At 54.4% G+C, this 23572-nt stretch carries 24 protein-coding genes; 16 read left to right on the forward strand and 8 right to left on the reverse strand.

Annotation, left to right across the window (positions count from 1 at the left end; all coding sequences use genetic code 11):
* From NE584_RS02080 to NE584_RS02120, 9 genes are all read left to right on the forward strand, one after another.
* Nucleotides 1-1737 carry an ABC transporter ATP-binding protein gene (locus NE584_RS02080; RefSeq protein WP_055179574.1) on the forward strand — a complete coding sequence of 579 codons (1737 nt, stop codon included), beginning with the start codon at nucleotides 1-3 and terminating at the stop codon, nucleotides 1735-1737.
* A gap of 529 nt (nucleotides 1738-2266) precedes the next feature.
* Entirely contained in the window at nucleotides 2267-2872 is a 606-nt protein-coding gene (locus NE584_RS02085; RefSeq protein WP_050624282.1) for an MptD family putative ECF transporter S component, read from the forward strand.
* Nucleotide 2873: 1 nt separating this feature from the next.
* Nucleotides 2874-3548, forward strand: coding sequence for an energy-coupling factor transporter transmembrane component T (locus NE584_RS02090; protein WP_044940909.1), 675 nt, complete (start codon nucleotides 2874-2876; stop codon nucleotides 3546-3548).
* A gap of 12 nt (nucleotides 3549-3560) precedes the next feature.
* The gene (locus NE584_RS02095; protein ID WP_055181086.1) at nucleotides 3561-4943 is read left to right on the forward strand and encodes an ABC transporter ATP-binding protein; all 1383 of its coding nucleotides are present in this window, start codon (nucleotides 3561-3563) and stop codon (nucleotides 4941-4943) included.
* Between the two features lie 13 nt (nucleotides 4944-4956).
* On the forward strand, nucleotides 4957-5907 hold the full coding sequence (locus tag NE584_RS02100; RefSeq protein WP_055181084.1) for an AraC family transcriptional regulator: 951 nt from the start codon (nucleotides 4957-4959) through the stop codon (nucleotides 5905-5907).
* Between the two features lie 124 nt (nucleotides 5908-6031).
* Nucleotides 6032-7801 carry an ABC transporter ATP-binding protein gene (locus NE584_RS02105; RefSeq protein WP_055181081.1) on the forward strand — a complete coding sequence of 590 codons (1770 nt, stop codon included), beginning with the start codon at nucleotides 6032-6034 and terminating at the stop codon, nucleotides 7799-7801.
* Nucleotide 7802: 1 nt separating this feature from the next.
* Nucleotides 7803-9551 carry an ABC transporter ATP-binding protein gene (locus NE584_RS02110; protein WP_055181079.1) on the forward strand — a complete coding sequence of 583 codons (1749 nt, stop codon included), beginning with the start codon at nucleotides 7803-7805 and terminating at the stop codon, nucleotides 9549-9551.
* The gene (locus NE584_RS02115) at nucleotides 9548-10006 is read left to right on the forward strand and encodes a metal-dependent transcriptional regulator (RefSeq protein ID WP_101693846.1); all 459 of its coding nucleotides are present in this window, start codon (nucleotides 9548-9550) and stop codon (nucleotides 10004-10006) included. Before NE584_RS02110 ends, NE584_RS02115 begins: the two co-directional genes overlap by 4 nt.
* Nucleotides 9981-10679: a response regulator transcription factor gene (locus NE584_RS02120; protein WP_055181078.1), complete on the forward strand. Its 699-nt coding sequence runs from the start codon at nucleotides 9981-9983 to the stop codon at nucleotides 10677-10679. Before NE584_RS02115 ends, NE584_RS02120 begins: the two co-directional genes overlap by 26 nt.
* A 314-nt stretch (nucleotides 10680-10993) precedes the next feature.
* On the opposite strand, the gene NE584_RS02125 is transcribed toward NE584_RS02120, so the two are convergent.
* From NE584_RS02125 to NE584_RS02150, 6 genes are all read right to left on the reverse strand, one after another.
* Nucleotides 10994-11590 carry a GNAT family N-acetyltransferase gene (locus NE584_RS02125; RefSeq protein WP_081032456.1) on the reverse strand — a complete coding sequence of 199 codons (597 nt, stop codon included), beginning with the start codon at nucleotides 11588-11590 and terminating at the stop codon, nucleotides 10994-10996.
* A 63-nt stretch (nucleotides 11591-11653) separates the two neighbouring features.
* Nucleotides 11654-12649 carry a linear amide C-N hydrolase gene (locus NE584_RS02130; RefSeq protein WP_055181074.1) on the reverse strand — a complete coding sequence of 332 codons (996 nt, stop codon included), beginning with the start codon at nucleotides 12647-12649 and terminating at the stop codon, nucleotides 11654-11656.
* Between the two features lie 60 nt (nucleotides 12650-12709).
* Nucleotides 12710-13252, reverse strand: a complete 543-nt coding sequence (locus NE584_RS02135; RefSeq protein ID WP_055181071.1) for an HdeD family acid-resistance protein — start codon at nucleotides 13250-13252, stop codon at nucleotides 12710-12712.
* Entirely contained in the window at nucleotides 13236-13685 is a 450-nt protein-coding gene (locus NE584_RS02140) for a hypothetical protein (protein WP_055181069.1), read from the reverse strand. Before NE584_RS02140 ends, NE584_RS02135 begins: the two co-directional genes overlap by 17 nt.
* A gap of 145 nt (nucleotides 13686-13830) precedes the next feature.
* The gene (locus NE584_RS02145; RefSeq protein WP_145984963.1) at nucleotides 13831-14367 is read right to left on the reverse strand and encodes a TetR/AcrR family transcriptional regulator C-terminal domain-containing protein; all 537 of its coding nucleotides are present in this window, start codon (nucleotides 14365-14367) and stop codon (nucleotides 13831-13833) included.
* A gap of 86 nt (nucleotides 14368-14453) precedes the next feature.
* On the reverse strand, nucleotides 14454-15461 hold the full coding sequence (locus NE584_RS02150) for a helix-turn-helix domain-containing protein (RefSeq protein WP_101693844.1): 1008 nt from the start codon (nucleotides 15459-15461) through the stop codon (nucleotides 14454-14456).
* Nucleotides 15462-15660: 199 nt separating this feature from the next.
* On the opposite strand from NE584_RS02150, the gene NE584_RS02155 reads away from it, so the two are divergent.
* Genes NE584_RS02155 through NE584_RS02165 form a run of 3 tightly spaced genes read left to right on the forward strand, consistent with a single transcriptional unit; the run spans nucleotide 15661 to nucleotide 18466 of the window.
* A complete protein-coding gene (locus tag NE584_RS02155) occupies nucleotides 15661-16245 on the forward strand; it encodes an MptD family putative ECF transporter S component (RefSeq protein ID WP_055181011.1) in 585 nt (194 codons plus the stop codon).
* Entirely contained in the window at nucleotides 16245-17003 is a 759-nt protein-coding gene (locus NE584_RS02160; RefSeq protein ID WP_256181627.1) for an energy-coupling factor transporter transmembrane protein EcfT, read from the forward strand. The genes NE584_RS02155 and NE584_RS02160 overlap by 1 nt, the downstream gene beginning before the upstream one ends.
* Nucleotides 17000-18466: an ABC transporter ATP-binding protein gene (locus NE584_RS02165; protein ID WP_009259391.1), complete on the forward strand. Its 1467-nt coding sequence runs from the start codon at nucleotides 17000-17002 to the stop codon at nucleotides 18464-18466. Before NE584_RS02160 ends, NE584_RS02165 begins: the two co-directional genes overlap by 4 nt.
* Here the strand turns inward: NE584_RS02165 and NE584_RS02170 are convergent.
* Nucleotides 18463-19428 (reverse strand): AraC family transcriptional regulator, encoded by a 966-nt coding sequence (locus NE584_RS02170; protein WP_021632088.1) that lies wholly within the window; start codon nucleotides 19426-19428, stop codon nucleotides 18463-18465. The genes NE584_RS02165 and NE584_RS02170 overlap by 4 nt on opposite strands.
* 221 nt (nucleotides 19429-19649) lie before the next feature.
* Here NE584_RS02170 and NE584_RS02175 point away from each other — a divergent pair, with 221 nt between their 5' ends.
* From NE584_RS02175 to NE584_RS02190, 4 genes are read left to right on the forward strand one after another with little or no spacing between them, the layout of a single operon-like run.
* Entirely contained in the window at nucleotides 19650-20228 is a 579-nt protein-coding gene (locus tag NE584_RS02175) for an MptD family putative ECF transporter S component (RefSeq protein WP_055181016.1), read from the forward strand.
* Nucleotides 20228-20965: an energy-coupling factor transporter transmembrane component T gene (locus tag NE584_RS02180; protein ID WP_055181018.1), complete on the forward strand. Its 738-nt coding sequence runs from the start codon at nucleotides 20228-20230 to the stop codon at nucleotides 20963-20965. The genes NE584_RS02175 and NE584_RS02180 overlap by 1 nt, the downstream gene beginning before the upstream one ends.
* A gap of 5 nt (nucleotides 20966-20970) precedes the next feature.
* Entirely contained in the window at nucleotides 20971-22467 is a 1497-nt protein-coding gene (locus tag NE584_RS02185) for an ABC transporter ATP-binding protein (protein WP_055181021.1), read from the forward strand.
* 15 nt (nucleotides 22468-22482) lie between these two features.
* Nucleotides 22483-22911, forward strand: coding sequence for a metal-dependent transcriptional regulator (locus NE584_RS02190; RefSeq protein WP_055181023.1), 429 nt, complete (start codon nucleotides 22483-22485; stop codon nucleotides 22909-22911).
* A gap of 268 nt (nucleotides 22912-23179) precedes the next feature.
* Here NE584_RS02190 and NE584_RS02195 read toward each other — a convergent pair whose 3' ends face one another.
* Nucleotides 23180-23551 (reverse strand): hypothetical protein, encoded by a 372-nt coding sequence (locus NE584_RS02195; RefSeq protein ID WP_050624304.1) that lies wholly within the window; start codon nucleotides 23549-23551, stop codon nucleotides 23180-23182.
* Nucleotides 23552-23572: the final 21 nt, after the last annotated feature.

The following is a 23572-nucleotide window of genomic DNA, read 5'->3' on the forward strand; positions in this document are numbered from 1 at the left end:
ATGAGCAGATTACAAAAAGCTCTCTTTTTGTCAGACAAGGGTTACACAGATCTGAAAAAAGCAATCTTCGCCTGCACATTGACGAACCTCGCTATGCTTCTGCCGTTCTGTGTAACTGTTATGATCTTCAGTGAAATCCTGACGCCCTTTGTCAGTGGTGGCTCCATCCAGTGGAACCATATCTGGATGCTGTGGGGCGCGGGTATTATTTCGGCCATCCTGGTATTTCTGGCCGCCAAAAACGATTACCGCAAAACCTATATTGCCTCGTATAAGGAGTCAAACACGACACGGCTGCGGATTGCGGAGCATCTTCGGAAACTCCCTATGAATTTCTTTAACACCAAGGACCTTTCCGAACTGACCACGAATATGATGGCAGATTGCAGCAGCATGGAGTCCCTGCTCAGTAGCACGATTCCTCCGCTGATTGCAAACGGTATTACGGTGACCCTAACCTGCATCCTGCTGGCCTTCTTTGATTGGCGGCTTGCTCTGTGCGTATTCATCACGGTTCCGATTGCCTTCCTCATTATCTGGCTCAGCCGGAACCAGCAAAAGAAACTGTTTGAAAAGCAGGTTGACGCAAAGCTGGCTGCTTCTGACCAGGTACAGGAATACCTGGAAGGCATGAAGATCATCAAGTCCTGCGGGCTGTCCGGCTCTCATTTCAGCGCGTTGGATAAAGCTCTAGTGGCGATGAAAAAAATCGCCATCAAGGTAGAAATGGCTGTCGGCGTGTTCATGTCCAGTGCCAGTATGATTTTGCAGGCAGGCATTGGTATCACAATCTTTGTCGGCGCTATCCTTTTGACGAATGGGCAGATTGAGCTTCTTCCGCTGCTTATGTTCCTTCTGATGGTAACACGGATTTACGGCCCAATCTTGTCAATCTTGGCAAATCTTTCCTCATTACTGAATTTGAATGTGGTCACAAGCCGTATGCGTACCCTGTTCACTACTCCCGCAATGAACGGCAACGAGAAAACGGTCCCGAACTGCGACATTGAGCTATCCCATGTGACCTTTGCCTACAATCGGGAAGATGTCATTAAAGATGTTTCCTGCAAAATCCCCCAGGGGAGCGTGACTGCCCTCGTTGGCCCGTCCGGTTCCGGTAAAAGCACGATTTCCAAACTGATTGCCCGGTTTTGGGATGTCCAGCAGGGCAAGATCACCGTGGGAGGAAAAGACATCAAGAGTATGGAGCCGGAAAGCCTCATGTCTTATATGTCATTCGTGTTCCAGGATGTGACCCTGTTCAATGATACGGTTATGAATAATATCCGTCTTGGCAATCCAAACGCAACAGACGATCAGGTAATTGCTGCTGCCAAAGCCGCCTATTGTGATGAATTTGTCCGGGAGATGCCGGACGGGTATCAGACGGTCCTCGGTGAAAATGGCAGTACGCTTTCCGGTGGTGAGCGCCAGCGTATTTCCATCGCCCGCGCCTTGCTGAAAAATGCGCCCATTATTCTGCTTGACGAAGCAACAGCATCCCTTGACCCGGAGAATGAAATTCTGGTTCAAAAGGCGATTGCCAAACTGGTGGAAGGCAAGACGGTTATTATGATCGCCCACCGCCTCCGTACAGTTGTAGACTCGGATCAGATCCTCGTTCTTGACAATGGCCGACTGGTAGAACATGGGACACACGATGCGCTGATGAAAAAGAACGGATTGTACCACAAGCTGTTCCATATTCAGCAGGAAAGCCTTGGCTGGACAGTATAACTTTGGGGGAGAAGCATTGACTGGGCAGGCTGTTCTACAATATGATAATCTGTGTATTGACCCAAACCAGCGTAGGGTCTTTGTGAGCGGGCGAGCTGTGAAGTTGACCACGATGGAGTTCAATATTCTATATTATCTGGCTTTGCACCCCCGGCTGGACTTTTACCCGGGAGCAGCTTTACCAGTATGCAATGTCCGATGATTTTGCTTCCGGCCTTGAAAGTGTTACCAACAGGATCTACAAGATACGGAAAAACTAAATATCAATGTGATTCAAACTGTACACGGATATGGTTATCGCTTTGAAAAGTAAGGGAACAAGAAAACGGCCTTTGTTTATAGCAAGGGCCGTTTTCGATTTGTGCGGATAGGAAAACATCAATAACTCCAACCAAACGGAATAAAGTCGTCTAAACGGAATAGACAGGCAGGGAAGTCCTCGGTAAAATACATCATGTGAGATGGACGCCCGGCGTCCTATTTTTCACGAACGAAGTTAGCATAATCTAACCAAAAAGGAGAGAACATTATGTCTGAACCAGTCAAGAGCCGCGGGATGAGCGGCAAAGATGTCATTACCGTGGGGATTTTCTCCGCCATTTACTTTGTCATCAACTTTGCCTTTATGCTTCTGGGCGGGCTGCACCCGCTGCTTTGGATCTTGATGCCGGGCTTTATCGCTCTGTTTACCGGCATTCCATATCTCATGATGTGCGCCAAGGTGCAGAAGGTGGGCTCCGTCCTGTTGATGGGGCTCATCACGGGCCTCATTTACTATGTCACCGGGCAATTCACCGTCGTGATCCTGGTATCCTTCGTTCTGGCCTGCGGCTTGGCTGAAATTACCCGTGTCATCACCCACTACCGGAGCATGGCCGGCAACCTGGTATCCTTTGTGCTGTTCTCTGTGGGCATGGTGGGCTCTCCGCTCCCGATCTGGCTGATGCGGGAAGACTTCCTGCGGCAGATCACAGAACAGGGGATGCCGGCGGACTATGTGAATACTCTGGCGGCCCTTTCCTCCAATGGGATGCTGATTGTTCTGTTCCTGGCCCCTGTTGTGGGCGCAATCATTGGCGGCATCCTTGCCCGCGCCATGTTCCGCAAGCACTTTGAAAAGGCTGGCCTGGTGTAAGATGGGGAACGGAAAGAAATCGATCTTTGACCCGAGAGCCGGACTGTGGATACTGATCGCCGCCAATATCATCGCGTTCAGCGACCATACTCTGTGGGTGGAACTGGCACTGATCGCTCTGCTGCTGGCGTTGATGATCGTCCACAGAAGATTTACAATGGCAGTCAAATGGGCTGTTGGGTATTGTGCCCTGCTGGTCTTTCAACAGGTGATCCTGCCGGCGTCGCCTATGATCATCGCCACCAGCTTCACTATCTTTGCCACCTATACCCGCCGGATGTTCCCCTGCCTGATGACCGGATCGCTGATGTTGAAATGCACCCCTCTGCGCTACCTGATCGTAGGGCTGCGGCAGTTACATATTCCCCAGAAGCTGATCGTGGCTATTTCCGTGACACTGCGGTACTTCCCCGCTATCCGGGAGGAGATCGGCCACATCCGGGACGCGATGAAGCTGCGGAATATCCGGGGGCTCAGCCGCTTGGAGTGTACGGTGATGCCCCTCATGGTGTCCGCTACGGAGACGGCAGAGGAGCTCTCCGCGGCGGCCGTGACCCGAGGAATCGAAAATCCAGCCCGGAAGACCAGCGCCGTGTCCCTGCGTCTAATGCCAGCAGACCTGACGGGGATGCTGTTGGTCCTGGCCTTGCTGATAGGCTCATTTGTGGTACAATAAGGGGGAGTGACGATGATAGGTTTGGAACAGGTTTCCTTTGGCTATGGAGAAAAACAGGAAACGCTTTCCCAGGTCAGCGCCACTGTTGCCCGCGGAGAGTGCGTCCTGCTGTGCGGGGCCTCCGGCTGCGGAAAGACCACAGTGACGAAGCTGATCAACGGCCTGATCCCGGCTTTTACTCCCGGATGCCGTCTGGAGGGACGGGTGATGGTAAACGGGCTTGCGCCGCGGGAAACACCCATGCATGAACTGGCCCGGCGGGTAGGCTCTGTGTTTCAAAATCCAAAGTCCCAGTTTTTTAATCTGGACACCGACAGCGAACTGGCCTTTGGGTTGGAAAATGAGGGCCGTCCGCCGGAAGAGATCCGCCGCCGTGTGGAGCAGGTCGCGGAAACGCTGCATCTCCAGGACCTGCGGGGAAAAAACATCTTTTCTCTGTCCGGTGGGCAAAAGCAGCTTCTTGCCTTTGGCTCCGTCTATGCCATGGGCCCCGAACTCTATGTGCTGGACGAGCCGACGGCCAATCTGGATCAGGAGGCCATTGCCCGCCTTCACGACCAGATCTCCGCTTTGAAGCGGCAGGGCTGCACAATCGTGGTGGCGGAGCATCGCCTGTACTTTCTCACCGATCTCATCGACCGGGCGTTTTATCTTCGGAGCGGGGTGCTGGAGCGCACCTTCACCGGGGAGCAGTTTCGCAGCCTGCCAGACCCGGAGCGGGAGGCCCTGGGGCTGCGTACTCTGACCCCGGCGGTATGCACGCTCCCCTCTGTGGAACCGGCTGGCACCAAAGAAGGTTTATCTATTGAGGGGCTGGCCTGTGCTTTCCGCAAGGAAGCACCTGTATTCCGAGACCTGTCCTTTTCCGCCCGCCCCGGCGAGGTGGTGGCGATCACCGGACCCAACGGCGTGGGCAAGACCACCCTTTCCCGCTGCCTTTGCGGGCTGTTGAAAGAACAAGCGGGACAAATTCTGCTGAATGGAAAGCCTCTGGATCGAAAAGGCCGCCAGCGGTCGGCTTTCTGTGTCATGCAGGATGTAAACCATCAACTGTTCTCCGACAGCGTGTGGGGAGAGTGCCAGATGTCCGCGCCGGAGGCATCTGACGATCAGATTTCGGAGGTGCTGGACAGCCTCCACCTGCTGTCCTTTCGGGAGCGGCATCCGATGTCTCTCTCCGGGGGGCAGAAGCAGAGGCTGGCAGTGGCCACGGCGCTGCTGTCGGAGAAACCGGTGCTGATTTTTGACGAGCCCACCAGCGGTTTGGACTATGCCCGCATGGTGGAGGTGTCCGGGGTGATCCGCAGTCTGGCAAGGCATGAGCGGATCGTTCTGGTGGTCACCCATGACCAGGAATTCATGCAGAGAGCCTGTGACCGGGTGCTGCGATTGTAAAAGGAGAAATTTCATGCTGGAGCAAGTAATGGCAGACAACGGATTCCCTGTCCCACTGGTGGAGGGCGGAGACTGCCGGGTCTTTCAGTTTCACAGTGGTACCGGAGAGGGGATCATGACACAATGCGACCTGTTCCCCGGCGTATCCCTGATGTACAACGATTTCCATATGGAGAGCTATGATTCCGCGTTCCGTACAACGGAGGATCTGCTGTGCATTGATTACTGCCGCCAGGGGCGCATGGAGTACCCTGCCGGCCCGGATGCGTACTCCTATGTGGAGGCGGGCGACCTGAAGCTGGACCGGCGGCTGGAGCACCAGGGCCATTTTACCTTCCCTCTTGCCCACTATCACGGGATCACCGTTGGCTTTGCGCTCCCCCAGGCCGCCCAATCGCTGAAGGAGTGGATACGGGAATTTCCGGTGGATCTGGCCCGGCTCCAGAATAAATTCTGCTCCAGCCGCCATCCCAAGGTGCTCCATGGGGCGCCCTCTATTGATCACATTTTTCAGGAGCTCTACGCGGTGCCAGAGCAGATCAAGCTCCCTTATTTCCGCATCAAGGTGCTGGAATTGCTCCTGTATCTGGACGCGCTGGAGCTGCCAAAGGATGCGGAAAAGCCTTACTTCTATAAATCCCAGGTGGAAAAAGTGAAGGCTATCCATCGGTTATTGACGGGGGAGCTGGAACGCCACTATACGATTGCGGAATTGTCCGAACGGTTTTCTGTCCCGGCTACGGCGCTGAAGGAGTGCTTCAAGTCGATTTATGGGCAGCCCATCAACACCTATATGCGTAATTTCCGCCTGGACCAGGCCGCGCTTCTGCTCCAGCAGGAGCCTCAAATGGGAGTGGCAGAGATCGCCGGCCGGGTAGGTTATGACAGCTCCAGCAAATTTGCCGCCGCATTCAAGGAAGTCAAGGGCAAGACGCCTCTGGAGTACCGGCGGGAAAGCCAATAAATTTTTCCGTCCAAACGGGACCAGACCGGCAGGACGGAGCGGACAGAGGAAGAAGAATTTCTTATAATCGTTGTAGTTAGCGCAAGCAAACTACAACGATTTTTCTTTGAGAGGAGTATTGCACATGAAGGAACGAACTTGGCTCGGTATCCTGCTCTCCTTCGCCGCACCCTGCCGGGGGAAGATGGCCGGGTCTGTGGTACTGGCTATTCTCAGTGTGGCCGGGGGCTTCGTACCGTATCTCGGCGTTTATCAGATCATCCGGCTCTTTCTGGAGCGTCAGGCGGACTGGGAGGGCATTGTATTTTGGTGCGGCGTGTGTCTGGCCGGCTATGCCGTCAAGGTGGCGGGATATGCCCTGTCCACCATGCTGGCCCATGTATCCGCCTACACAATTTTGGAGGGCCTGCGCCTTCAGGTGGCGGACCGGCTGATGGGGGCGCCGCTGGGCGAGGTGGAAAGCCGGCCCATTGGCTCCATGAAAAGCACCATCGTGGACCGTATTGAAGATGTGGAGCCGCCTCTGGCTCACATGATCCCGGAACTCAGTTCCAATCTTCTGCTGCCTTTGGTCGTGGTCATCGCCATGTTCGCCATCGACTGGCGGATGGGCCTTGCCCTGCTGGTGACCATCCCAGTGGCGCTCATCCCCATGACCTTCGGGATGCGGACCTATAACAAGAATTACGCCGCCTACATGGAGGCCAACGCCCATGTGAACAGCGTGATCGTGGAATATGTAGAGGGCATTCAGGTGGTGAAGGCGTTCAGCCAGGGGGAGCGGTCCTATCAGAAATTCGCCCAAGCGGTGGCCTCCTTCCGGGACTTCACCATGGGATGGTTCCGCTGCACCTGGGCTTCCATGAATCTGTGCCTGTCCATTCTGCCGACCACCCTGCTGGGGACCCTGCCGGCGGGCGTCGCGCTCTATCAGGCGGGGATACTGGACCCGGCCCAGGTGACGCTCTGCCTGATGCTGGCCCTGGGAATTGTGTCCCCCCTGATGAGCGCCACCGCCTTCATCAACTCCATGAAAAGTATGCAGTTTGCAGTGAAGGACACCCGTGAACTGCTGAATTTGCCCCAGCTCACGCAAGCGGAGCAGAATGTCCATCTGGAAGGCAGCAGCATCCAGATGCGGGATGTATCTTTTTCCTATGGCGGGACGGAGGGCAAGGAGGTGCTTCGCCATCTGAACTTGACCATCCCACAGGGAAAATTCACCGCCCTGGTGGGACCATCAGGCGGCGGCAAGTCTACCATCGCCCGGCTGACCGCCCGGTTTTGGGATGTGACGGGAGGCTCCATCACCCTGGGCGGACAGGACATCCGCAAGCTCCCGCTGAAGCAGCTCTCCCAGTCCATCAGTTTCGTCACGCAGGACAACTTCCTCTTTGACTGTCCCCTGAAAGAGAACATCCGGCTGGGGCGTCCGGGGGCCTCGGACGAGGAAGTGCTGGCGGCTGCTCAGGCGGCCCAGTGCGAAGAATTCATCGGCCGGCTGGAGCATGGCTGGGATACGACGGCCGGAGACGCGGGCAAGCAGCTCTCCGGCGGGGAGCGTCAGCGCATCGCCATCGCCCGCGCCATTTTGAAGGACGCCCCCATTGTGATTTTGGACGAGGCGACCGCCTTCACTGATCCCGAGAATGAGGACAAGATCCAACGCTCCATTATGGCGCTTTCCAGGGGGAAAACGCTGCTGGTTATCGCCCACCGGCTCTCCACCATCCAGAACGCGGATCAGATCGTGGTGCTGGAGAAAGGGAGCGTTGCAGACTGTGGCACACAGGAAGAACTGTTGGGCCGCTGCCCGCTGTATCAGACCCTTTGGGCGGCCCATGTGGGGGCACGAAACTGGGCGGTCACATCCGGCAAAAAGGAGGGGAATTGAGATGTTTCACAGCGTAGGACGCATTATGGGATGGGCAAAGAACTATCGAAAGCGAATGATTCTGGGTTTTGTGTGCTCGTTTTTCGCAACATGGTGTACCGCAGGGCCGGTGATGCTGGCGGCCTGGGCCCTGGGGCGGATGATCGGGAACGCCTGGGGGGAGAATGAGCTTTCCGGCTCTCTCCCATGGCTGTGCTTATCTGGCATCGTCGTTCTCATCCTGCTGCGGTTTTTCTTCACCTATTGGAAAAACCGGCTTCAGGAGAGCATCGGAACGGAACGGGCGGCAGAGCAGCGGATGGAACTGGGAGATGTGCTGAAACGGGTGTCCCTTGGGTACTTTGCCAAAAACAATCTGGGGGACATTTTGGCGGCGCTCACCACGGAACTGAGCACGCTGGAACTCCAGAGCATGAAGATGGTGGACGCGGTGGTAAACGGTTATATTCAGGTAGCCGTGATCCTGCTGTGCGTGGCGATTTTCTGCCCGCCTGCCGCGCTGGTGGCGCTGATCGGTGTGCTGGTGTCCGCCTTTGCCCTGCGGGGCATTGGCCGTCAGAGCGCCCGCACCGCTCCTGTGGGCCACCGGGCTCAGGAGGCATTGTCCGGCGCGGCCGTCGAATACATCCACGGCCTGCCGGTAGTGAAGTCCTTTGGGCAGGACGGGGTTTCTGTTCAGCGATTCCGGGATGCCTGCCGGGATAATAAGGCCATCCGCATTAAAAACGAGTTTGGGTTCGTCCCCTGGAACTGCCTGCATCTGTTCGCTCTGCGGGCGGCATCCGTGGGGCTGGTGCTCACCGCGGGCCAGCAGGCTTTGGTGGGAACTTTACCGCTCCCGTATTTCCTGATGATTGCCCTGTTTTCCTTCACCATTTTCGGCAGTGTGGAGGCCATCAATGACGCGGCCCACATCCTGTCGGTGACAGATTCGGTGCTGGACCGGCTGGAGGAACTGGAGCGCACCGACTTCATCGACAAGGACGGCAGGGAGATAACCCCAGAGCAGTTCGATGTGTCCCTCTCCCATGTATCCTTCGGGTATGGGAGCCGCGAGGTGCTCCACGATGTGACTTTTACCGCGCCCCAGGGGACCACTACCGCCATTGTGGGGCCGTCCGGCTCCGGCAAGAGCACGATATGCAATCTGGTGGCCCGCTTCTATGACGCGGACCGCGGCTCCGTGTCGGTGGGCGGCCACGATGTGAAAGAATTCACCTGTGAAAGCCTGCTGCGAAATATCTCCATGGTCTTTCAGAATGTGTATCTCTTCCAGGACAGTGTGGAGAACAATATCAAATTCGGTTGCCCGGATGCCACCCATGAGCAGGTGGTGGCTGCCGCCAAAGCTGCGTGCTGCCATGACTTCATCTCGGCCCTGCCGAACGGCTATGACACCGTGATTGGAGAGGGCGGCTCCACCCTCTCTGGAGGAGAGAAGCAGCGCATCTCCATCGCCCGGGCCATTTTGAAGGACGCTCCTATCGTCATCCTTGATGAAGCAACTGCCAGCGTAGACCCGGAGAATGAACACCTGATCCAACAGGCTCTGTCCGCTTTGACAAAGGGGAAAACCATCCTCACCATCGCCCACCGGCTGGCTACCATCCAGCACGCGGATCAGATCCTGGTGGTGGAGGATGGCCGTATCGCCCAGCGGGGTACTCATGCGGAACTGATGGCCCAGGGCGGCTTGTACCGGCGGTTTATTGAGATTCGGGAACAGGCCGAGGGCTGGAGATTGGCGTGAAGAAAAGAGTGAAACGACAACACGGCACATCACTTCATGCCTCCGGCGAAGACTATCTGGAGGCCGTGCTGGTGCTCCAAAAGGAAAAGGGCATGGTACGCTCTGTGGATGTTGCCCGGCACATGGGAGTCTCCAAGCCCAGCGTGTGCCACGCGGTAGCTACCCTAAAAGAAGGAGGCTTCCTCACCATGGACGGGGACTTCTTCCTCCGCCTGACCGATGTGGGCAGGGAGGTAGCCGAGCAGACCTATGAAAAACATTGCTTTTTCACACGCCTGTTAGTGGAGGCTGGTGTCGAGCCCAAGGCTGCTGAACGAGACGCCTGCCGCATGGAGCATGTGATCAGCCCAGCCAGTTTTCAGAAACTGACGGAGTTGTACCAGAAAAGCCATCCAAGTACAGAGCCGACCGAGAATGGGAGGCGGTTTGATGCGAAAACAGATCCTGCTGATTGATGATGACCTGCCCCTTTGCCGGAAACTCCGGGAGGCTCTGCAGGACGATACCACAGAGGTCCGGTATTTCATTGACACAGCGGAGGCCCTGGACAGTTTTATGCGGCACCGGTATTGTCTGGTTATCATAGACCCGGCGCTGGAAGATATGGATGGCCGGGAACTGCTTCGGACCATGCGTCAGGCCAAGGTGGTCCCGATTCTGGTGCTCACCGGTATACTATCATTGGAAGATGAAATTGAACTTCTTTCATTAGGAGCAACAGTCTGTAACTCAAAGCCGATTGACCTGCGCCGCTGCACTGCTCAGGCTCATGCACTCATCCGCCTCTATATGGAGTCGGAACATACAGAGAAGCAATATTATACCTTGACCTTTGGGACAGAATTGGTTATTAACCCTTTGCATCGTCAGGTACATTTGAAAGAAAGGGCGATACAGCTTACTCGGAGAGAGTTTGATCTGCTGTACCTGCTGGCCAGCCGTCCTGGACAAGTATTTTCACGAGAGCAGCTCTACAGCCATATCTGGAATGCTGACACAGAGTTCGGCGTAGATGAAGCAGTACGGTTTCAAATCAAGAGTCTGCGAAAGAAACTGACCAGAACAAGAGGCAGTTATATTCAGACCGTTCGCGGAATCGGGTACCGATTTGATAGTGAAAAAGAGTAAAGAAACAGCAAGGGAAAATCACCAATTTCCCCTTGCTGTTTCTCTATGGTATATCCGGAAGGCAGGAAATCCTCCTGGAAAACTCCCTGTTTCTACACTTTCGGAATTGTGGTAGAATGATAAGTACAGAATGGCAAATCAAAATTTGAGGAGTTATAAAATTTGAAAGGGACTGCCGCACTAAATGATCTGTGTGGCAGTCCCTTCTTGTTGTTAAACTCTGTTGCTCACATAGCGGATGAAAATCAGTTTGTGATAGCAGTCACCAGATAAATCCAGCCTTCTCTGCATTCACTACAAAGTACGGCTGTTCCTTACTCCTCCCAGGGTGTTGCCACTAACGGCTCCGCTGGGTCATAGGGAATTCGGATAAAGCGGTCGAGCTTTTCCGGAGAGAAGCGGCTTTCATAAATGTGCCGGTGCTGTTCCATCAGCACGCTGTCGTCCACCGGCTTTTTGGACCAGTAGAGCGTCTTGTAGGGCACCCCGAATAAAGCGGTCTCATACCCGGCGGTTTTTGCGCCATTACGGGCATAGAAGCCCAGGCGATGCTCCGCCATTACGGGATCGGGAGCGTGGGAGGGAAGCTCGCTTTCCCCGAAAATAGTCAGATCCGGCTCCTGTTCCAGCAGCATGGACAGGAGCAGCGCCCCGATCCCCCTGTTTCGATGATCCGCGGAGACGCACAGGTAATCCAGCAGGGCCCAGCCCGGCCGCCCCAGCCACAGAAAACAGGCACCAACAATCTCATCGCCGTCAAACAGGCACCAGGGGCGGTAGAGCCCATCCCGCCACAGTTCCTCTATGGATTGCAGGGGCTTCAGCTCTGAGGCGGGAAACGCCTGTTTCAGCTGCCCCTCATAAACAGACTTGAGTTGTTCCGATGTAGGTATCCGTAATTCCATCGCCATTCCCTTGCTATCATAAATAAAGTGTGTGGAGAAATCAGCTTTAACAGAGCGGAGGGCTTTTATTCACTCCATCGTTCCGTAGCGGATCGGCACATGGATGCTGCCCAGATCCCGCACCGTCTGTTCCCCGGACGCCCAGACCGGCTTCAGGTCCACCCGGATGATTTGGGGATTTTCATAGGTCTTGAAATAGTAGACCTTGTTCGGAAGGTCGATCATGGAAGTGTACTGGGTGTAGTCAAAGGTCCCGTTGGCCGTCTTTACCACGCCGTTGGGCAGGGTGACGCCCTCCAGGATGTGAAAGCCTGCAATAACGGCTTCCTGCATGGTCTCCGGCTGCACCATATGGAGCTTCTGGAACGCGGTCCTGACGAAACGGGCGGGTGGTGTGTAGCCCCCGGGCAGGACGCTCGTTCCGGCGGCCTGCCCAAAAGGCTCCATCCGGAAACCACCCCAATCCGCCTGCTCCGTCTGCTCCGGCGCGGCTCCAATGTAGCTGCGTAAATTCGTCATCTGCCAGGGGAAATCCGGGCTGTTGGTCAGAACGCCCACCGGGTTTTCATAGGCGTTCAGCCCCTGTTTGATCTGCTCCACCACGAGGCTTTTGCCGGACAGGTCGGTGAAGATCCAGTGCAGCGGCGCGACGGTCCCGGTCAGTTTGTCCTGAAGCCCCACCAGGGTGATGTCGGCCAGAAGCTCCCGGAGGTCGTCCAGAGAGGCGCAGAGGCCGAGGACATAGTGCAAAAAGTCCAGGGCTGGGACCTGCGCCTTGCCGCTCTGTTGGGAGAACGGCGGGAAGTCGGCATATCCCTTAAAGTACAGCGCGCCGCCCGCAAGCCCCTTTTCATTGACGCCATCAAACAGGACATAGAGATTTTTGAAGTGGCGGCTGATCCCCGCGACCGCGTACCGGTCAGTGAGCTGCCTGCCCAGCGTGTTTTCCCAGGTGGAGCCGGCGGGAAAGACCGCAAGGCGCGGGTCCAGAATGTAGTGGAAATCCATTGTCCGGCCAAACACATTTTCATGCTGCTGATTTAAGAAATTGATTGCAGTACACATAAAAGAAACCTTCCAATTTTTGAGTCTTGATGGACCGCCCTGTTTTACCGTCAGGGCGTTTTACCATTTATAGCCCACATCGCTGAACGCCAGCACAAGGCTGTCGATCCCCAGCAGGATCAGATAGGCCCCGATGACAAAGCCCATGGACAGGAACGCGAGGGCCGGCTGGAGCAGCATGAGGAAGCCGAGCACCAGCCCGATGATGTTCAGGATCAGGCTGAAATAGTAGTACCCGCTGCCGGCCACATACCGGATGATCCCCAAGTGGGTCAGGCGGGAGATGCAGTGCATGATGAACCATAGGGGGAAGAAGATCGTCAGCGCCCAGGCCGCGGCGCCGGGATAGACCATCACCAGCAAACCCGCGATCACGCTCAAAATGCCGCTGACCAGAGCTACTACCGGCCCGAAGCCGGTATGACGCTCCATCTTCACATAGAACACAATATCCGCAATCCCTGTGATAAGGGCGAACACGCCGTAGACCAGCACGGCGCCGGTCAGCACGCTGCCCGGCCTCAGAAAAGTGAAGATGCCCAGCACGATCAGCAGAATGCCGATCATCAGTTCCATCCATCCAAATTTAGAGCGACACCTCATTTTGCTCAACCTCCGTTTCCTTTCCCCGCGGTATATCCTGCGCGCTGACTGCTTCCAGGGAGAGAAGCAGGGCGTGATTGGCGGCCTGCGCCGCGAAATCCAGTGAGTATTCCGCCAGCAGTAGGGCCTCCTCTGCGGACAGCCCCCGGCGCCAGACTTCGGAGAACGGGCCGTCCTGCTCCGCACGCTCCCGGTCGATGAACGCCTCTATCGTCTCATAGGAGGACGCCAGTTTCCCGACCATGGGAGAGCGGCTGAACTTCAACTTTGTCTGGAACGCCAGACGGTCCGCTTCATTTTTCTGCCGCAGGCGGGCCAACTCCTGGCCGAGTTGTTCGCGGCTTGCCGTTTCGCTGAGCTGGATGCTCCCGTGGAGCAGCCCGAACTCCCGGTCCAGTTCATACAGTTTCGCGGACAGAATTTCATGTGACATGATCCGCACCTCTTTTCCCTTTTCATGCTTTTATTTTAATCAGGGCGGGGGGCTGGAACAATAGCCAGAAAATGAAGTGTGTATTGACAGAAATGCCGGAGTGTAAAACTTTTTTACACTCCGGCATTTCTATAAAAAGAGAGGGTTATTGTCTGGGGGAGATCTCCCCCGCAACAAGCTGATGGACAATATGAACGATGTGGTCTAAATCGCCGCTGTCAGCCTCGGTCCAGTTTTTGAGGAGGCCGAGGACCGCCTGACTGTGGTAGCGCATCACAAGTTTCAAGTCCGCATGGCTGCATTGAGCGTACAGGCCGCGTTTTTCCACCACCCGCAGGAAAAATGTGAAAAGTTGTTCCTCCACCATCCGCTCAATCTCATCCCGGTAGTTGGTTTGAAGGCCGTGCTCCACATAGGGGCGGGCGTTCAGTGCCAGCAGGAACAGGCAGCGCAGCCCCTTTTCTGCGTTCCCTTGGGTAAGCGTTTCCTCGACCATCTTATCCGTGCCGCGCTCCAGGACCCATTTCAACAGGTCTGGAATATCTTCAAAATGATAGTAAAAGGTCTGCCGGGTGATGCTGCATTCATCCACGATGTCTTTCACCGTCAGTTTTTTGACCTTCTTTTGCATCAGAAGCCGCTTCACGGCCTCTGCAATCAGTTCCTTTGTGTCAACTGCCACCCGGACATACACCTCCGTTTACTGCTTTGAAAATATTATACACAGTAACCGCAAAATTCACAAGATGCCGTTACTCTGAACAGCGGCTAAGGCGTATCAAGGCGGAGACGCTCTAAATGTTTCATGCGCCGGTACTCCAGCGGGGACATGCCGAATTGCTTTTTGAAAACGGATGCAAATTTGCTCTGGTTGATGTATCCGACCCGTTCCGCCACCTCAGATACCGAAAGTCGGCTGCCCGTCAACAATTCCGCGGATTTTCTCATTCTGACCTCCCGGAGATACGCCGATATGTTTTGCCCGAAGACGCCGCGAAAATAATTCTTCATACTGGTTTCGCTGATAGAAAACCTCGCGGCCAGTTCCCATGCCGGATGATACTGCCGCAGGTCGGCTGTGATGATCTGTTCCACCTGTTTTGCAATGCTCACCTGCGTTTCTGTAAAATAGGCGCAGACTTGGGACGGAGGGATTTCCTTCTGCGCCATCAACAGCGAAAACAGCGCCAGGGAATAGATCTTCATCTGCATTACAGCAAAGGGCATAGGCTCATGATACAGTGACCATAGTTTTTTCAACAATTCTTCCGCGTCGGGGACAGCCTTGGAGATGTAGGTGCTTCCATTCCGGCAGTACCGCTCCACAACGCAGTGAAAGTCAAGTCCGAATTCCTCCAGAAGCCATGCGCTCTGCGCTGCAAGCGTATCAAGCTCTATAAAGAACTCCAGCCCCTCGTAGATGCGGCGTGGATAGACATACTGCCTTTGAGCAAAATGCTCTGTCAGGGATAGATCCCCATCCGTCACATACACAAAATTTCCGTTGTTCAGAATGATCTCACAGCGCCCAGTAACGCAGTAGTTCAGAAGCAGCGGCCCTTTTTCCTCGGAGCCCTCTCCGCACAGATCCGGTGCTGTCCAGAGCGGAGCGTTTACTGAGATATAGGCCAGCGTCAATCCCGAGAAAAGCGGGAAAAATGTCACAGAGCCTTTTCCATCCTTCCCATTTAGAAAAAGTCCCGCGCTGTATTCTCCCCGTTCGATAGATATTCCGGGAACTTCAACGCATTTTCGGATGATTTCATCAATGTTCATAGGTACACACTTTCCTCTTGGATACTCAAGAAACGGAATGCTTTTTATCCATTATAGGCTTGAAATTTCTCATTCGTCAACCTAAAAACTCGATGTTGATTGGAGCTAAAAAGTTGTTCGGTTGTAGAAACACCAATCTGGGTGTGGTATTCTATAACGAGGTTAGAATACGCTAACCAAAAAGTGCGGAGGTGTACTTATGAGTAACAAACTTCAGGCAAAAGACTTGATCAGCCTTGGACTGTTTACGGTCCTGTATTTTGTCATCGGCTGCTGTGTCGCAATCCCCATCGGGTTTGTGCCAATTTTCCTTCCCGTCCTGGGGGCGCTATGGGCGCTGATCACCGGCATCCCATTCATGCTGTTCCTGACAAGGGTGAAAAAGTTCGGGATGGTCACCATTATGGGCATTTTGAGCGGCCTGCTGATGGGGTTGACCGGCATGGGCTTCTGGGGCGTCCCCCTGGGGGCTGTTTTTGGACTGCTGGGTGATTTGATTTTGAAATCCGGCGGCTATAAGAGCGCCAAGAAGAGCCTGCTGGGGTATGCGGTGTTCAGCCTCTGGATGGTGGGTACCTATATCCCCATGTATTTTATGGTGGAAGACTCCTGGGCGAGTTTTGCGGCCAGCTTCGGAGCGGAATATGCGGATCAGGTAATGGCTGTCATGCCGATGTGGAGTATAATCCTGGTAATTGCAGGAATCTTTGTGTTCGCCATTTTCGGTGGACTGCTGGGCAAGGCTCTCTTGAAAAAGCACTTTGCCAAGGCGGGCATTGCGTAATGAGCAGCGCATCATACCCCACAGTAACAGCAAGCAAGAAAAGCATCCAACTGGACCCGCGCACCAAGCTGCTTCTTCTGCTGACCATCACCACCCTGATGTTCAGTACCAGCAACGAGGGGATCATGAATTTGATAAAGCCACTTTTGAGCCTCGTCCCATTTATCCTGATCCTCTCCGAGCGACGCTTTCAGACGGCGGCAAAGTACCTGATTTTGTATGCGGCCTGTTTTGCGCTGGAGCGTGTGGCCCTGATCTGGGCGAGCGGGCTTTTCTCCTTTGTCCTGCTGGCGGTCACATCCATCATGACCCGCTTTGCACCCGGTATCATGATGGGTGCCTATCTGATTGCGTCCACATCGGTGAGCGAATTCATTGGCGCCATGGAGCGGATGCACCTGACGGAGAAGATCGTGATCCCGCTGTCGGTGATTTTCCGCTTCTTTCCTACCGTCAGCGAGGAGTATCAGGCCATCCGGGACGCTATGAAGATGCGCGGGATACGCTTCGGAGGAAAGAACCCGTTCCTGATGGTCGAGTACCGGCTGGTACCGCTTATTGTATCCGTGGTCAAAATCGGGGATGAACTTTCCGCTGCCGCCTTAACGCGGGGCCTTGGAGCTCCGGGAAGGCGTACCAATTTGTGCCGGATTGGGTTTCATGCACAGGATCTTATGGCAGCGCTGTTCTGCGTCGCCTGCTTCGCTCTGTTTCTGCTCCAGCCGCAGATCGCTTTTTGGGGAGGTGTCAGAGGATGATTCAGATTGACCATGTGACCTTCTCTTATGGAGAAGAAACGGAGCATACCGGTGGTGTTCGGGACATTGAGCTTCAGATCAAGCGCGGTGAGTTTGCTGTGCTCTGCGGCGAGAGCGGCTGCGGAAAAACCACGATCACACGCCTGATCAACGGCCTGATCCCCCATTATTACGAAGGGAAGATGAGCGGCGGCGTGTGGGTCAACGGGGCTGAAGTGTCAAAACAACCGCTCTATGATACGGCGAAAATCGTGGGCAGCGTGTTCCAAAACCCGCGTTCCCAGTTTTTTAATGTAGATACAACCAGCGAGATCACCTTTGGCTGTGAAAATCTGGGCCAGCCTGCAGAAACAATCCGGGCGCGGCTGGAGAGGACGGTCTGTGATTTCCGATTGGAAAAGCTGATGGACCGGAATATCTTCCACCTCTCCGGAGGAGAGAAACAAAAAGTTGCCTGCGCCGGCGTGTCGATCATGGAGCCGGAGGTACTGGTACTGGATGAGCCATCCTCCAATCTGGATGCGGCATCCATTTCCGACCTGCGGAAAACCCTGGCTTTCTGGAAAAGCCAAGGGAAAACCATCATCGTATCGGAACACAGGCTCTATTATCTCCGTGGTCTGGCGGATCGTTTTATTTATATGAAGGGCGGCAAAATCACACGGGAATATACTGCGGAGGAATTTAATGGCCTGTCGGAGCAAGCCCGGACGGAAATTGGGCTGCGCACTTTCGCCCTGGAACAATTACAACCGCCGCAAACACCGCAATGCACAGGGACGGAACTGGAGCTGAAGCAGTTCCGCTTTGCGTATCCCCACGGATCGTCAATCCTGCACATACAGGATTGTACTATTCCGGCCGGCCGCATTGTAGGCATCATTGGCAATAACGGGGCTGGCAAGTCCACCTTTTCACGGTGCTTCTGTGGGCTGGAGAAGCGATGCGGCGAGGTAATCTGGAACGGCAGGCGATACCGTTCGAAAGATCGGCTGAACACCTGCTATATGGTCATGCAGGAGGTAAACCATCAGCTCTTTACAGAAACAGTCCTGGACGAAGTGTTGATCAGCATGGAGGAGCCGGATACAAAACAGGCAGAGGAAATCCTGACCCGGCTGGATCTCCTCCTGTTCAGAGACAGGCACCCTATGTCGCTTTCCGGCGGGCAGAAACAGAGGGTGGCCATCGCATCTGCCATTGCATCAAAGCGGTCTATTCTCTTCTTTGACGAACCCACCAGCGGCCTTGATTACCGGCACATGAAAGAGGTCGCCGCTGTTTTGCGGCAGCTCAGCACGGAAGGTGTCACTGTTTATGTGATCACACACGATCTGGAACTGCTGCTGGACTGCTGCACGGACATCATCCATTTCGCCCAGGGAAACATTGCTGGCCAATACCCTATGGATGCGGGCGGCCTTTCAAGGGTCTGTGCTTATTTTATGGGAAGCGGCGCCTAAAGTGTGGCCAGCTTCTGTGCGCGCCGGTACTCCAACGGGGACATGCCGAATTGCTTCTTGAATACCGCTGCAAACTTTCCCTGATTGGAATAGCCAACCTGCTCCGCGATTTCTGCAATGGGGCGGCTGGTGTTCGCTAAAAATTCAGCGGCGGCTTTCATACGGACCTCCCGCAGATAGGTGGAGATGTTCTGGCCGTACACCCCACGGAAGTAGTTTTTCAAACTGGTTTCCCCAACGGAGAATTTTTCCGCCAGCAGACGCACGGGGATATGTTTCCGGAGATCTGCGGTGAGGATTTGTTCTGCTTTTTTGGCGATCCCCACCTGAAGTTCCGTATAAAAGCCGCAGGTTTTTGAAGGGCGCGGCTCTGTATGGAGTAGTTCGTAAATCAGTTCCAGCGTATAGATGCGCAGATAAAAGAGAGACGGCTGCTCCGACAGTGCCCAGAGTTTGCGGAAAATAGCGGTAAGTGTGCTGTCCGCCTCGTTGATATAGGTCTTTTGCCTGCGGCAATAGTTCTCACGCAGCAGAGTAAAATCCAGCTCAAAGGCGGACATCAGTTCCTGGGCGTTCTGAGAGAGCTGCTCTATATCAAAATAGATTTTAATGCCCTGATAGAGCCTGGTTGGGAAAATATAGCCGTCCTGGGCAGTCTGCTCACTGACGGCAAAATCATTTTCCTTCAGGTATATGTAGGCTCCGTCATCCAGAAGAAGCTCACTTCTTCCTGCAACGCAGTAATTGATCAGCAGGGGCCGCAGCTCGGCATTTGCCTCGGACTCCGGCCAATTTGAGGCGCTTACCTGAATAAACGCCAGGGTTACCCCCGGAAAGAGCGGGTGGAAGACCATCCTCCCGCGGCCGTCCTCCTGCTCCAAAAGAAGTTCGCTGCTATTTGGGCCGCTTTTCCACTCTACGCCCAAAACGGTATCACTGTTTTTCAGGATGCTTTCCATCATGTCGCGCAACAAATTTTCCCCCTTTCGCGGCAAAATGATTGAGTTTATTATAGGCCGTCCCCTTTTAGGGGTCAATCATCAAACAACGGGAAAGAGAAAACTCCTTGCTATTCGGGCCTAAACTGTCGGTATGTGCATAGAAGCGTGATTTGATCTGTGCTACTATTACGACGGTTAGCGTTGTCTAATCCGAAAATCAATCATGTGTAGGAGGATTCTCAATGAACAGGCTTCAAGGGAAAGACTTAATCAACATCGGTATTTTTACGGCGATCTACTTTATCGTGATCTTTGCCGCGGCATCTATTGGCTTTATCCCTATTTTCATCCCGCTCATCAGTGTGATCGTTCCGCTGGTCGGCGGCATCCCCATGATGCTGTTTTTCTCCAAAATTAAAAAGTTTGGCATGCTGACTATCTGCGGCCTGCTGCTCGGTATTATTATGCTGCTTACCGGAATGGGCTACTGGTGCATCCCAACCGGCCTGATTTTTGGATTGATCTCTGATTTCATGATGAAGGGCTGCGGCTACAAAAACGCCAAGCGCGAAGTCTTGATCCACGGCGTTTTCTCCATGTGGGTGATCGGCGCGTTCATCCCTATTGTTGTGACACGGGACGCTTACTATCAAAATCTCCTTCCCGGCTATGGACAGGAATATGCAGACACGCTCATGGCCTATATGCCGGACTGGATTTTGCCGATGCTTCTGGTGGCGGCCTTTGTCAGCGGGCTGGTGGGCGGCCTGATTGGACGCAAAATTTTCAAAAAGCACTTTGAACGGGCGGGAATTGTATAATGAGCCGCGAGCTTCTTGCCAGTCAGAAAAACCACAGTGGGATTGTTTTAGATCCCCGCACAAAATTGGCGGTGCTGACCACCATAGCCGTTTTCATTTTGGGCGGCTCGTATGAAGGCGTCATGCAGTATTACATCATTGTGCTGGCGGCGATCCCCCTGCTGCTTCTGCTCTTGGCAGGAAAATGGAAAGGCGCTGTTCTCTATCTCCTGATTTTTGGGGGAAGCCTCTGCTTGGAACTGTTTGGACTATCCTATCTGACCGGGGTTGCAAATTTTATCGCGGTTGCCATTGTGGGGCTGTTCCTCCGGTTTACGCCGGGAATTGTCATGGGGTACTTCGTAGTCACGACCACAACCGTCAGCGAATTCGTGGCCGCCATGGAGCGGCTTCACCTGCCGCAGCAGATCACGATCCCCATGTCGGTCATCTTCCGCTTTTTCCCGACGGTGGCGGAAGAATGGAGCGCCATTGGGGACGCCATGCGGATGCGCGGCGTCCGCTTTGGCGGTGGAAAGGCCGGCTCTATTCTGGAATACCGCATGGTTCCCATGATGATCTGCTCCGTCAAGATTGGAGAAGAGTTGAGTGCGGCGGCACTGACCCGCGGCCTGGGCGGACCGGTCAAGCGGACCAACATCTGTAAAATCGGGTTTCGCGCACAGGATATTGTGTTGCTCCTGATCTGCCTTGGGGCATTTGCCGCGCAAGTCTATGTGTGGGCTGCAAGGGGGTGAATGCCATGATTGAGTGCAGAGATGTGTCGTTTTCCTATCCGGCAAGCGGCCCTGTGGATGGGAAATGCCTGACGGAAGGGGCACTGAAGCATATCACCTGTACGATTGAGGACGGCTCCTTTGTTCTTCTCTGCGGGGCCTCCGGCTGCGGCAAGACAACCTTGACCCGTCTGCTGAACGGCCTGATCCCCCATTACCACGAGGGGACTTTTACAGGCTCGGTCTATCTGGATGGGAAAGATACCCGCGAACTGTCGCTCTTTGAGATTTCTCAAAAAGTAGGCTCTGTATTCCAAAATCCACGCTCCCAGTTTTTCAATGTGGACACGACCAGCGAACTGGCCTTTGGCCCGGAAAATCACGGATTGCCCGAGAAGGCCGTCCGCGAGCGGGTCCGCCGGGTGGCGGAGCAGCTGAAGTTGGAATCTCTGCTTGAGCGAAGCATCTTCTCCCTCTCCGGCGGGGAGAAGCAGAAAATCGCCTGCGGGTCAGCGGCAGCAATCGAGCCGGATATTTATGTCCTGGATGAACCGTCCTCCAATCTGGACACTTACGCGATTGCGGATTTCCGAAAACTGCTCATGCTCTTAAAGGCCCAGGGGAAAACCATTGTCATATCAGAACACCGGCTCTATTATTTACGCGACCTGGCCGACCGTGTCCTCTATATGAAAAATGGAGAGATCCGGGGCGACTACACCGCCGAGGAATTCCAAAGCCTGCCCGCAGAGCAGCGGGATCAGATGGGGCTGCGGCCGCTGGAGTTAAACTCTTTAAGGAACATAGCGGCGCCTTGTGACAGGGGCGGGGACTCCGAATGGAACATCCGTCAGTTTTTCTTTGCATACAAGCATCAGCCGGAAACCCTGCACATTGACGAGGCTGTATTCCCCTTTGGCGGTGCAACCGCAATCATTGGGCATAACGGAGCGGGAAAATCCACCCTGTCCCGCTGCCTGTGCGGGCTGGAAAAGCGGTGTGGCGGCATTGTGCGGAATCAGGATAAGATCTATTCCAGAAGAGAACGGCTGAAGCTCTGTTATATGGTGATGCAGGATGTAAACCACCAGCTTTTCACAGAAAGCGTGCTGGATGAACTATTCCTGAGTATGAGTACAGAAGATCAGGCAAAGGCGGAGGCCGTACTGGCTGAGATGGACCTGCTCCCATATCGGGAGCGCCATCCCATGGGGCTGTCCGGGGGACAAAAGCAGCGGGTGGCCGTCGCCTCCGCGATTGCATCGGAACGGCCGCTGATCGTATTTGATGAGCCAACCAGCGGGCTGGACCTGTTTCATATGAGGCAGGTGGCGGAGGTGGTGAACAGAGTTGCGGAGCATGGGAGAACAGTAGTTGTGGTGACGCACGACCCGGAATTTATTTTGCGGTGCTGTAACTTTGTTATCCACATGGAGCACGGCGAGATTCAGGAAAGTTACTCCCTCTGTAAGCCGGAGGGTAGAGAACATCTGCCGGAATTTTTCCTGAACGATATGGAATAGGAAGTAGGCGGTAAAATGAAACTCCATGCGTCGGGCGAGGATTATCTGGAGGCCGTGCTGGTACTCCAAAAGGAAAAAGGCATGGTGCGCTCTGTGGATGTGGCCCGGCACATGGGGGTATCTAAACCAAGCGTGTGTCACGCGGTATCTACCTTGAAAGAGGGCGGATTTCTCACCATGGACGGAGACTTCTTTCTCCGCCTGACCGATGTGGGCCGGGAGGTAGCCGAGCAGACCTATGAGAAGCACTGCTTCTTCACACGCCTACTGGTAGAGGCAGGTGTCGATCCCAAAACAGCGGAACAGGACGCCTGCCGCATGGAGCATGTGATCAGCCCAGAAAGTTTTCAGAAGTTGGCCGAATTGTACCAGAAGGCCCACCCAAATACAGATCCAACCGGGGATGGGAGGCAGTTTCATGCGAAAACAGATCCTGCTGATTGATGATGACTTGCCGCTCTGCTGGCAGCCCCGGGACACGCTACTATTGACCGGGAAACCGATTCTTAGCCTATATATTTGAAAATGGCGAGTCAGATGTGAATGTAAATATAAATGATAAAGGCAGGCACGGAAAATACTACGGGGGAGATCTTCCATGCCTGCTTTTTTCATAACCAATTTACCCGGACAACAGTTTATTCGGGCTCATTTTGTACCTATCTCTGGCAGGAGTTGGGTTATGGTTCCGTCTGCATGAGCGCCCCGACTGCTACCTCCACAACCGTGGAAAAAGCGTAAATTTAGATAGCCGCTTGGCCGCAACTCCAGTTCCCGCGTTCTCGTCCTTTTCATAGTTAGCATCATCGTCTGGGCAGTCCGTGAGAATATGGGTTCTCCACAACAGCGGTTGGTAATCGAAACCGCTTTGCCGGATCTGTTCATACTCGGATCTGGTATATATTGATTCGTACACAAAGGCGAGATTTAGGGACTCAACAAAGCCGCCCATCATAACTTCATAGACCGGCTCAGGCGGGTCATGCTTCCAGATATAACGCCATTCGTCGGTAATATCCTCTTCATTGATCCATTCCAATATTTCAATACGGTAGCACGGCTGCTCTGAGAAAAACCCGTCCATCAGACACCTGCACTCCTCCCA

This window comes from Clostridium sp. DFI.5.61 (genome assembly GCF_024462915.1).
In the GTDB taxonomy this organism is placed as follows: Bacteria; Bacillota; Clostridia; order Oscillospirales; family Oscillospiraceae; genus Lawsonibacter; species Lawsonibacter asaccharolyticus.

Bases quoted from the DNA above. Each gene is read 5' to 3' on its own strand.
- NE584_RS02080 (WP_055179574.1), top strand. From the start codon at position 1: ATGAGCAGATTACAAAAAGCTCTCTTTTTGTCAGACAAGGGTTACACA.
- NE584_RS02085 (WP_050624282.1), top strand. From the start codon at position 2,267: ATGTCTGAACCAGTCAAGAGCCGCGGGATGAGCGGCAAAGATGTCATT.
- NE584_RS02090 (WP_044940909.1), top strand. From the start codon at position 2,874: ATGGGGAACGGAAAGAAATCGATCTTTGACCCGAGAGCCGGACTGTGG.
- NE584_RS02095 (WP_055181086.1), top strand. From the start codon at position 3,561: ATGATAGGTTTGGAACAGGTTTCCTTTGGCTATGGAGAAAAACAGGAA.
- NE584_RS02100 (WP_055181084.1), top strand. From the start codon at position 4,957: ATGCTGGAGCAAGTAATGGCAGACAACGGATTCCCTGTCCCACTGGTG.
- NE584_RS02105 (WP_055181081.1), top strand. From the start codon at position 6,032: ATGAAGGAACGAACTTGGCTCGGTATCCTGCTCTCCTTCGCCGCACCC.
- NE584_RS02110 (WP_055181079.1), top strand. From the start codon at position 7,803: ATGTTTCACAGCGTAGGACGCATTATGGGATGGGCAAAGAACTATCGA.
- NE584_RS02120 (WP_055181078.1), top strand. From the start codon at position 9,981: ATGCGAAAACAGATCCTGCTGATTGATGATGACCTGCCCCTTTGCCGG.
- NE584_RS02125 (WP_081032456.1), bottom strand. From the start codon at position 11,590: ATGGCGATGGAATTACGGATACCTACATCGGAACAACTCAAGTCTGTT.
- NE584_RS02130 (WP_055181074.1), bottom strand. From the start codon at position 12,649: ATGTGTACTGCAATCAATTTCTTAAATCAGCAGCATGAAAATGTGTTT.
- NE584_RS02135 (WP_055181071.1), bottom strand. From the start codon at position 13,252: ATGAGGTGTCGCTCTAAATTTGGATGGATGGAACTGATGATCGGCATT.
- NE584_RS02140 (WP_055181069.1), bottom strand. From the start codon at position 13,685: ATGTCACATGAAATTCTGTCCGCGAAACTGTATGAACTGGACCGGGAG.
- NE584_RS02150 (WP_101693844.1), bottom strand. From the start codon at position 15,461: ATGAACATTGATGAAATCATCCGAAAATGCGTTGAAGTTCCCGGAATA.
- NE584_RS02155 (WP_055181011.1), top strand. From the start codon at position 15,661: ATGAGTAACAAACTTCAGGCAAAAGACTTGATCAGCCTTGGACTGTTT.
- NE584_RS02160 (WP_256181627.1), top strand. From the start codon at position 16,245: ATGAGCAGCGCATCATACCCCACAGTAACAGCAAGCAAGAAAAGCATC.
- NE584_RS02165 (WP_009259391.1), top strand. From the start codon at position 17,000: ATGATTCAGATTGACCATGTGACCTTCTCTTATGGAGAAGAAACGGAG.
- NE584_RS02170 (WP_021632088.1), bottom strand. From the start codon at position 19,428: ATGATGGAAAGCATCCTGAAAAACAGTGATACCGTTTTGGGCGTAGAG.
- NE584_RS02175 (WP_055181016.1), top strand. From the start codon at position 19,650: ATGAACAGGCTTCAAGGGAAAGACTTAATCAACATCGGTATTTTTACG.
- NE584_RS02180 (WP_055181018.1), top strand. From the start codon at position 20,228: ATGAGCCGCGAGCTTCTTGCCAGTCAGAAAAACCACAGTGGGATTGTT.
- NE584_RS02185 (WP_055181021.1), top strand. From the start codon at position 20,971: ATGATTGAGTGCAGAGATGTGTCGTTTTCCTATCCGGCAAGCGGCCCT.
- NE584_RS02190 (WP_055181023.1), top strand. From the start codon at position 22,483: ATGAAACTCCATGCGTCGGGCGAGGATTATCTGGAGGCCGTGCTGGTA.
- NE584_RS02195 (WP_050624304.1), bottom strand. From the start codon at position 23,551: ATGGACGGGTTTTTCTCAGAGCAGCCGTGCTACCGTATTGAAATATTG.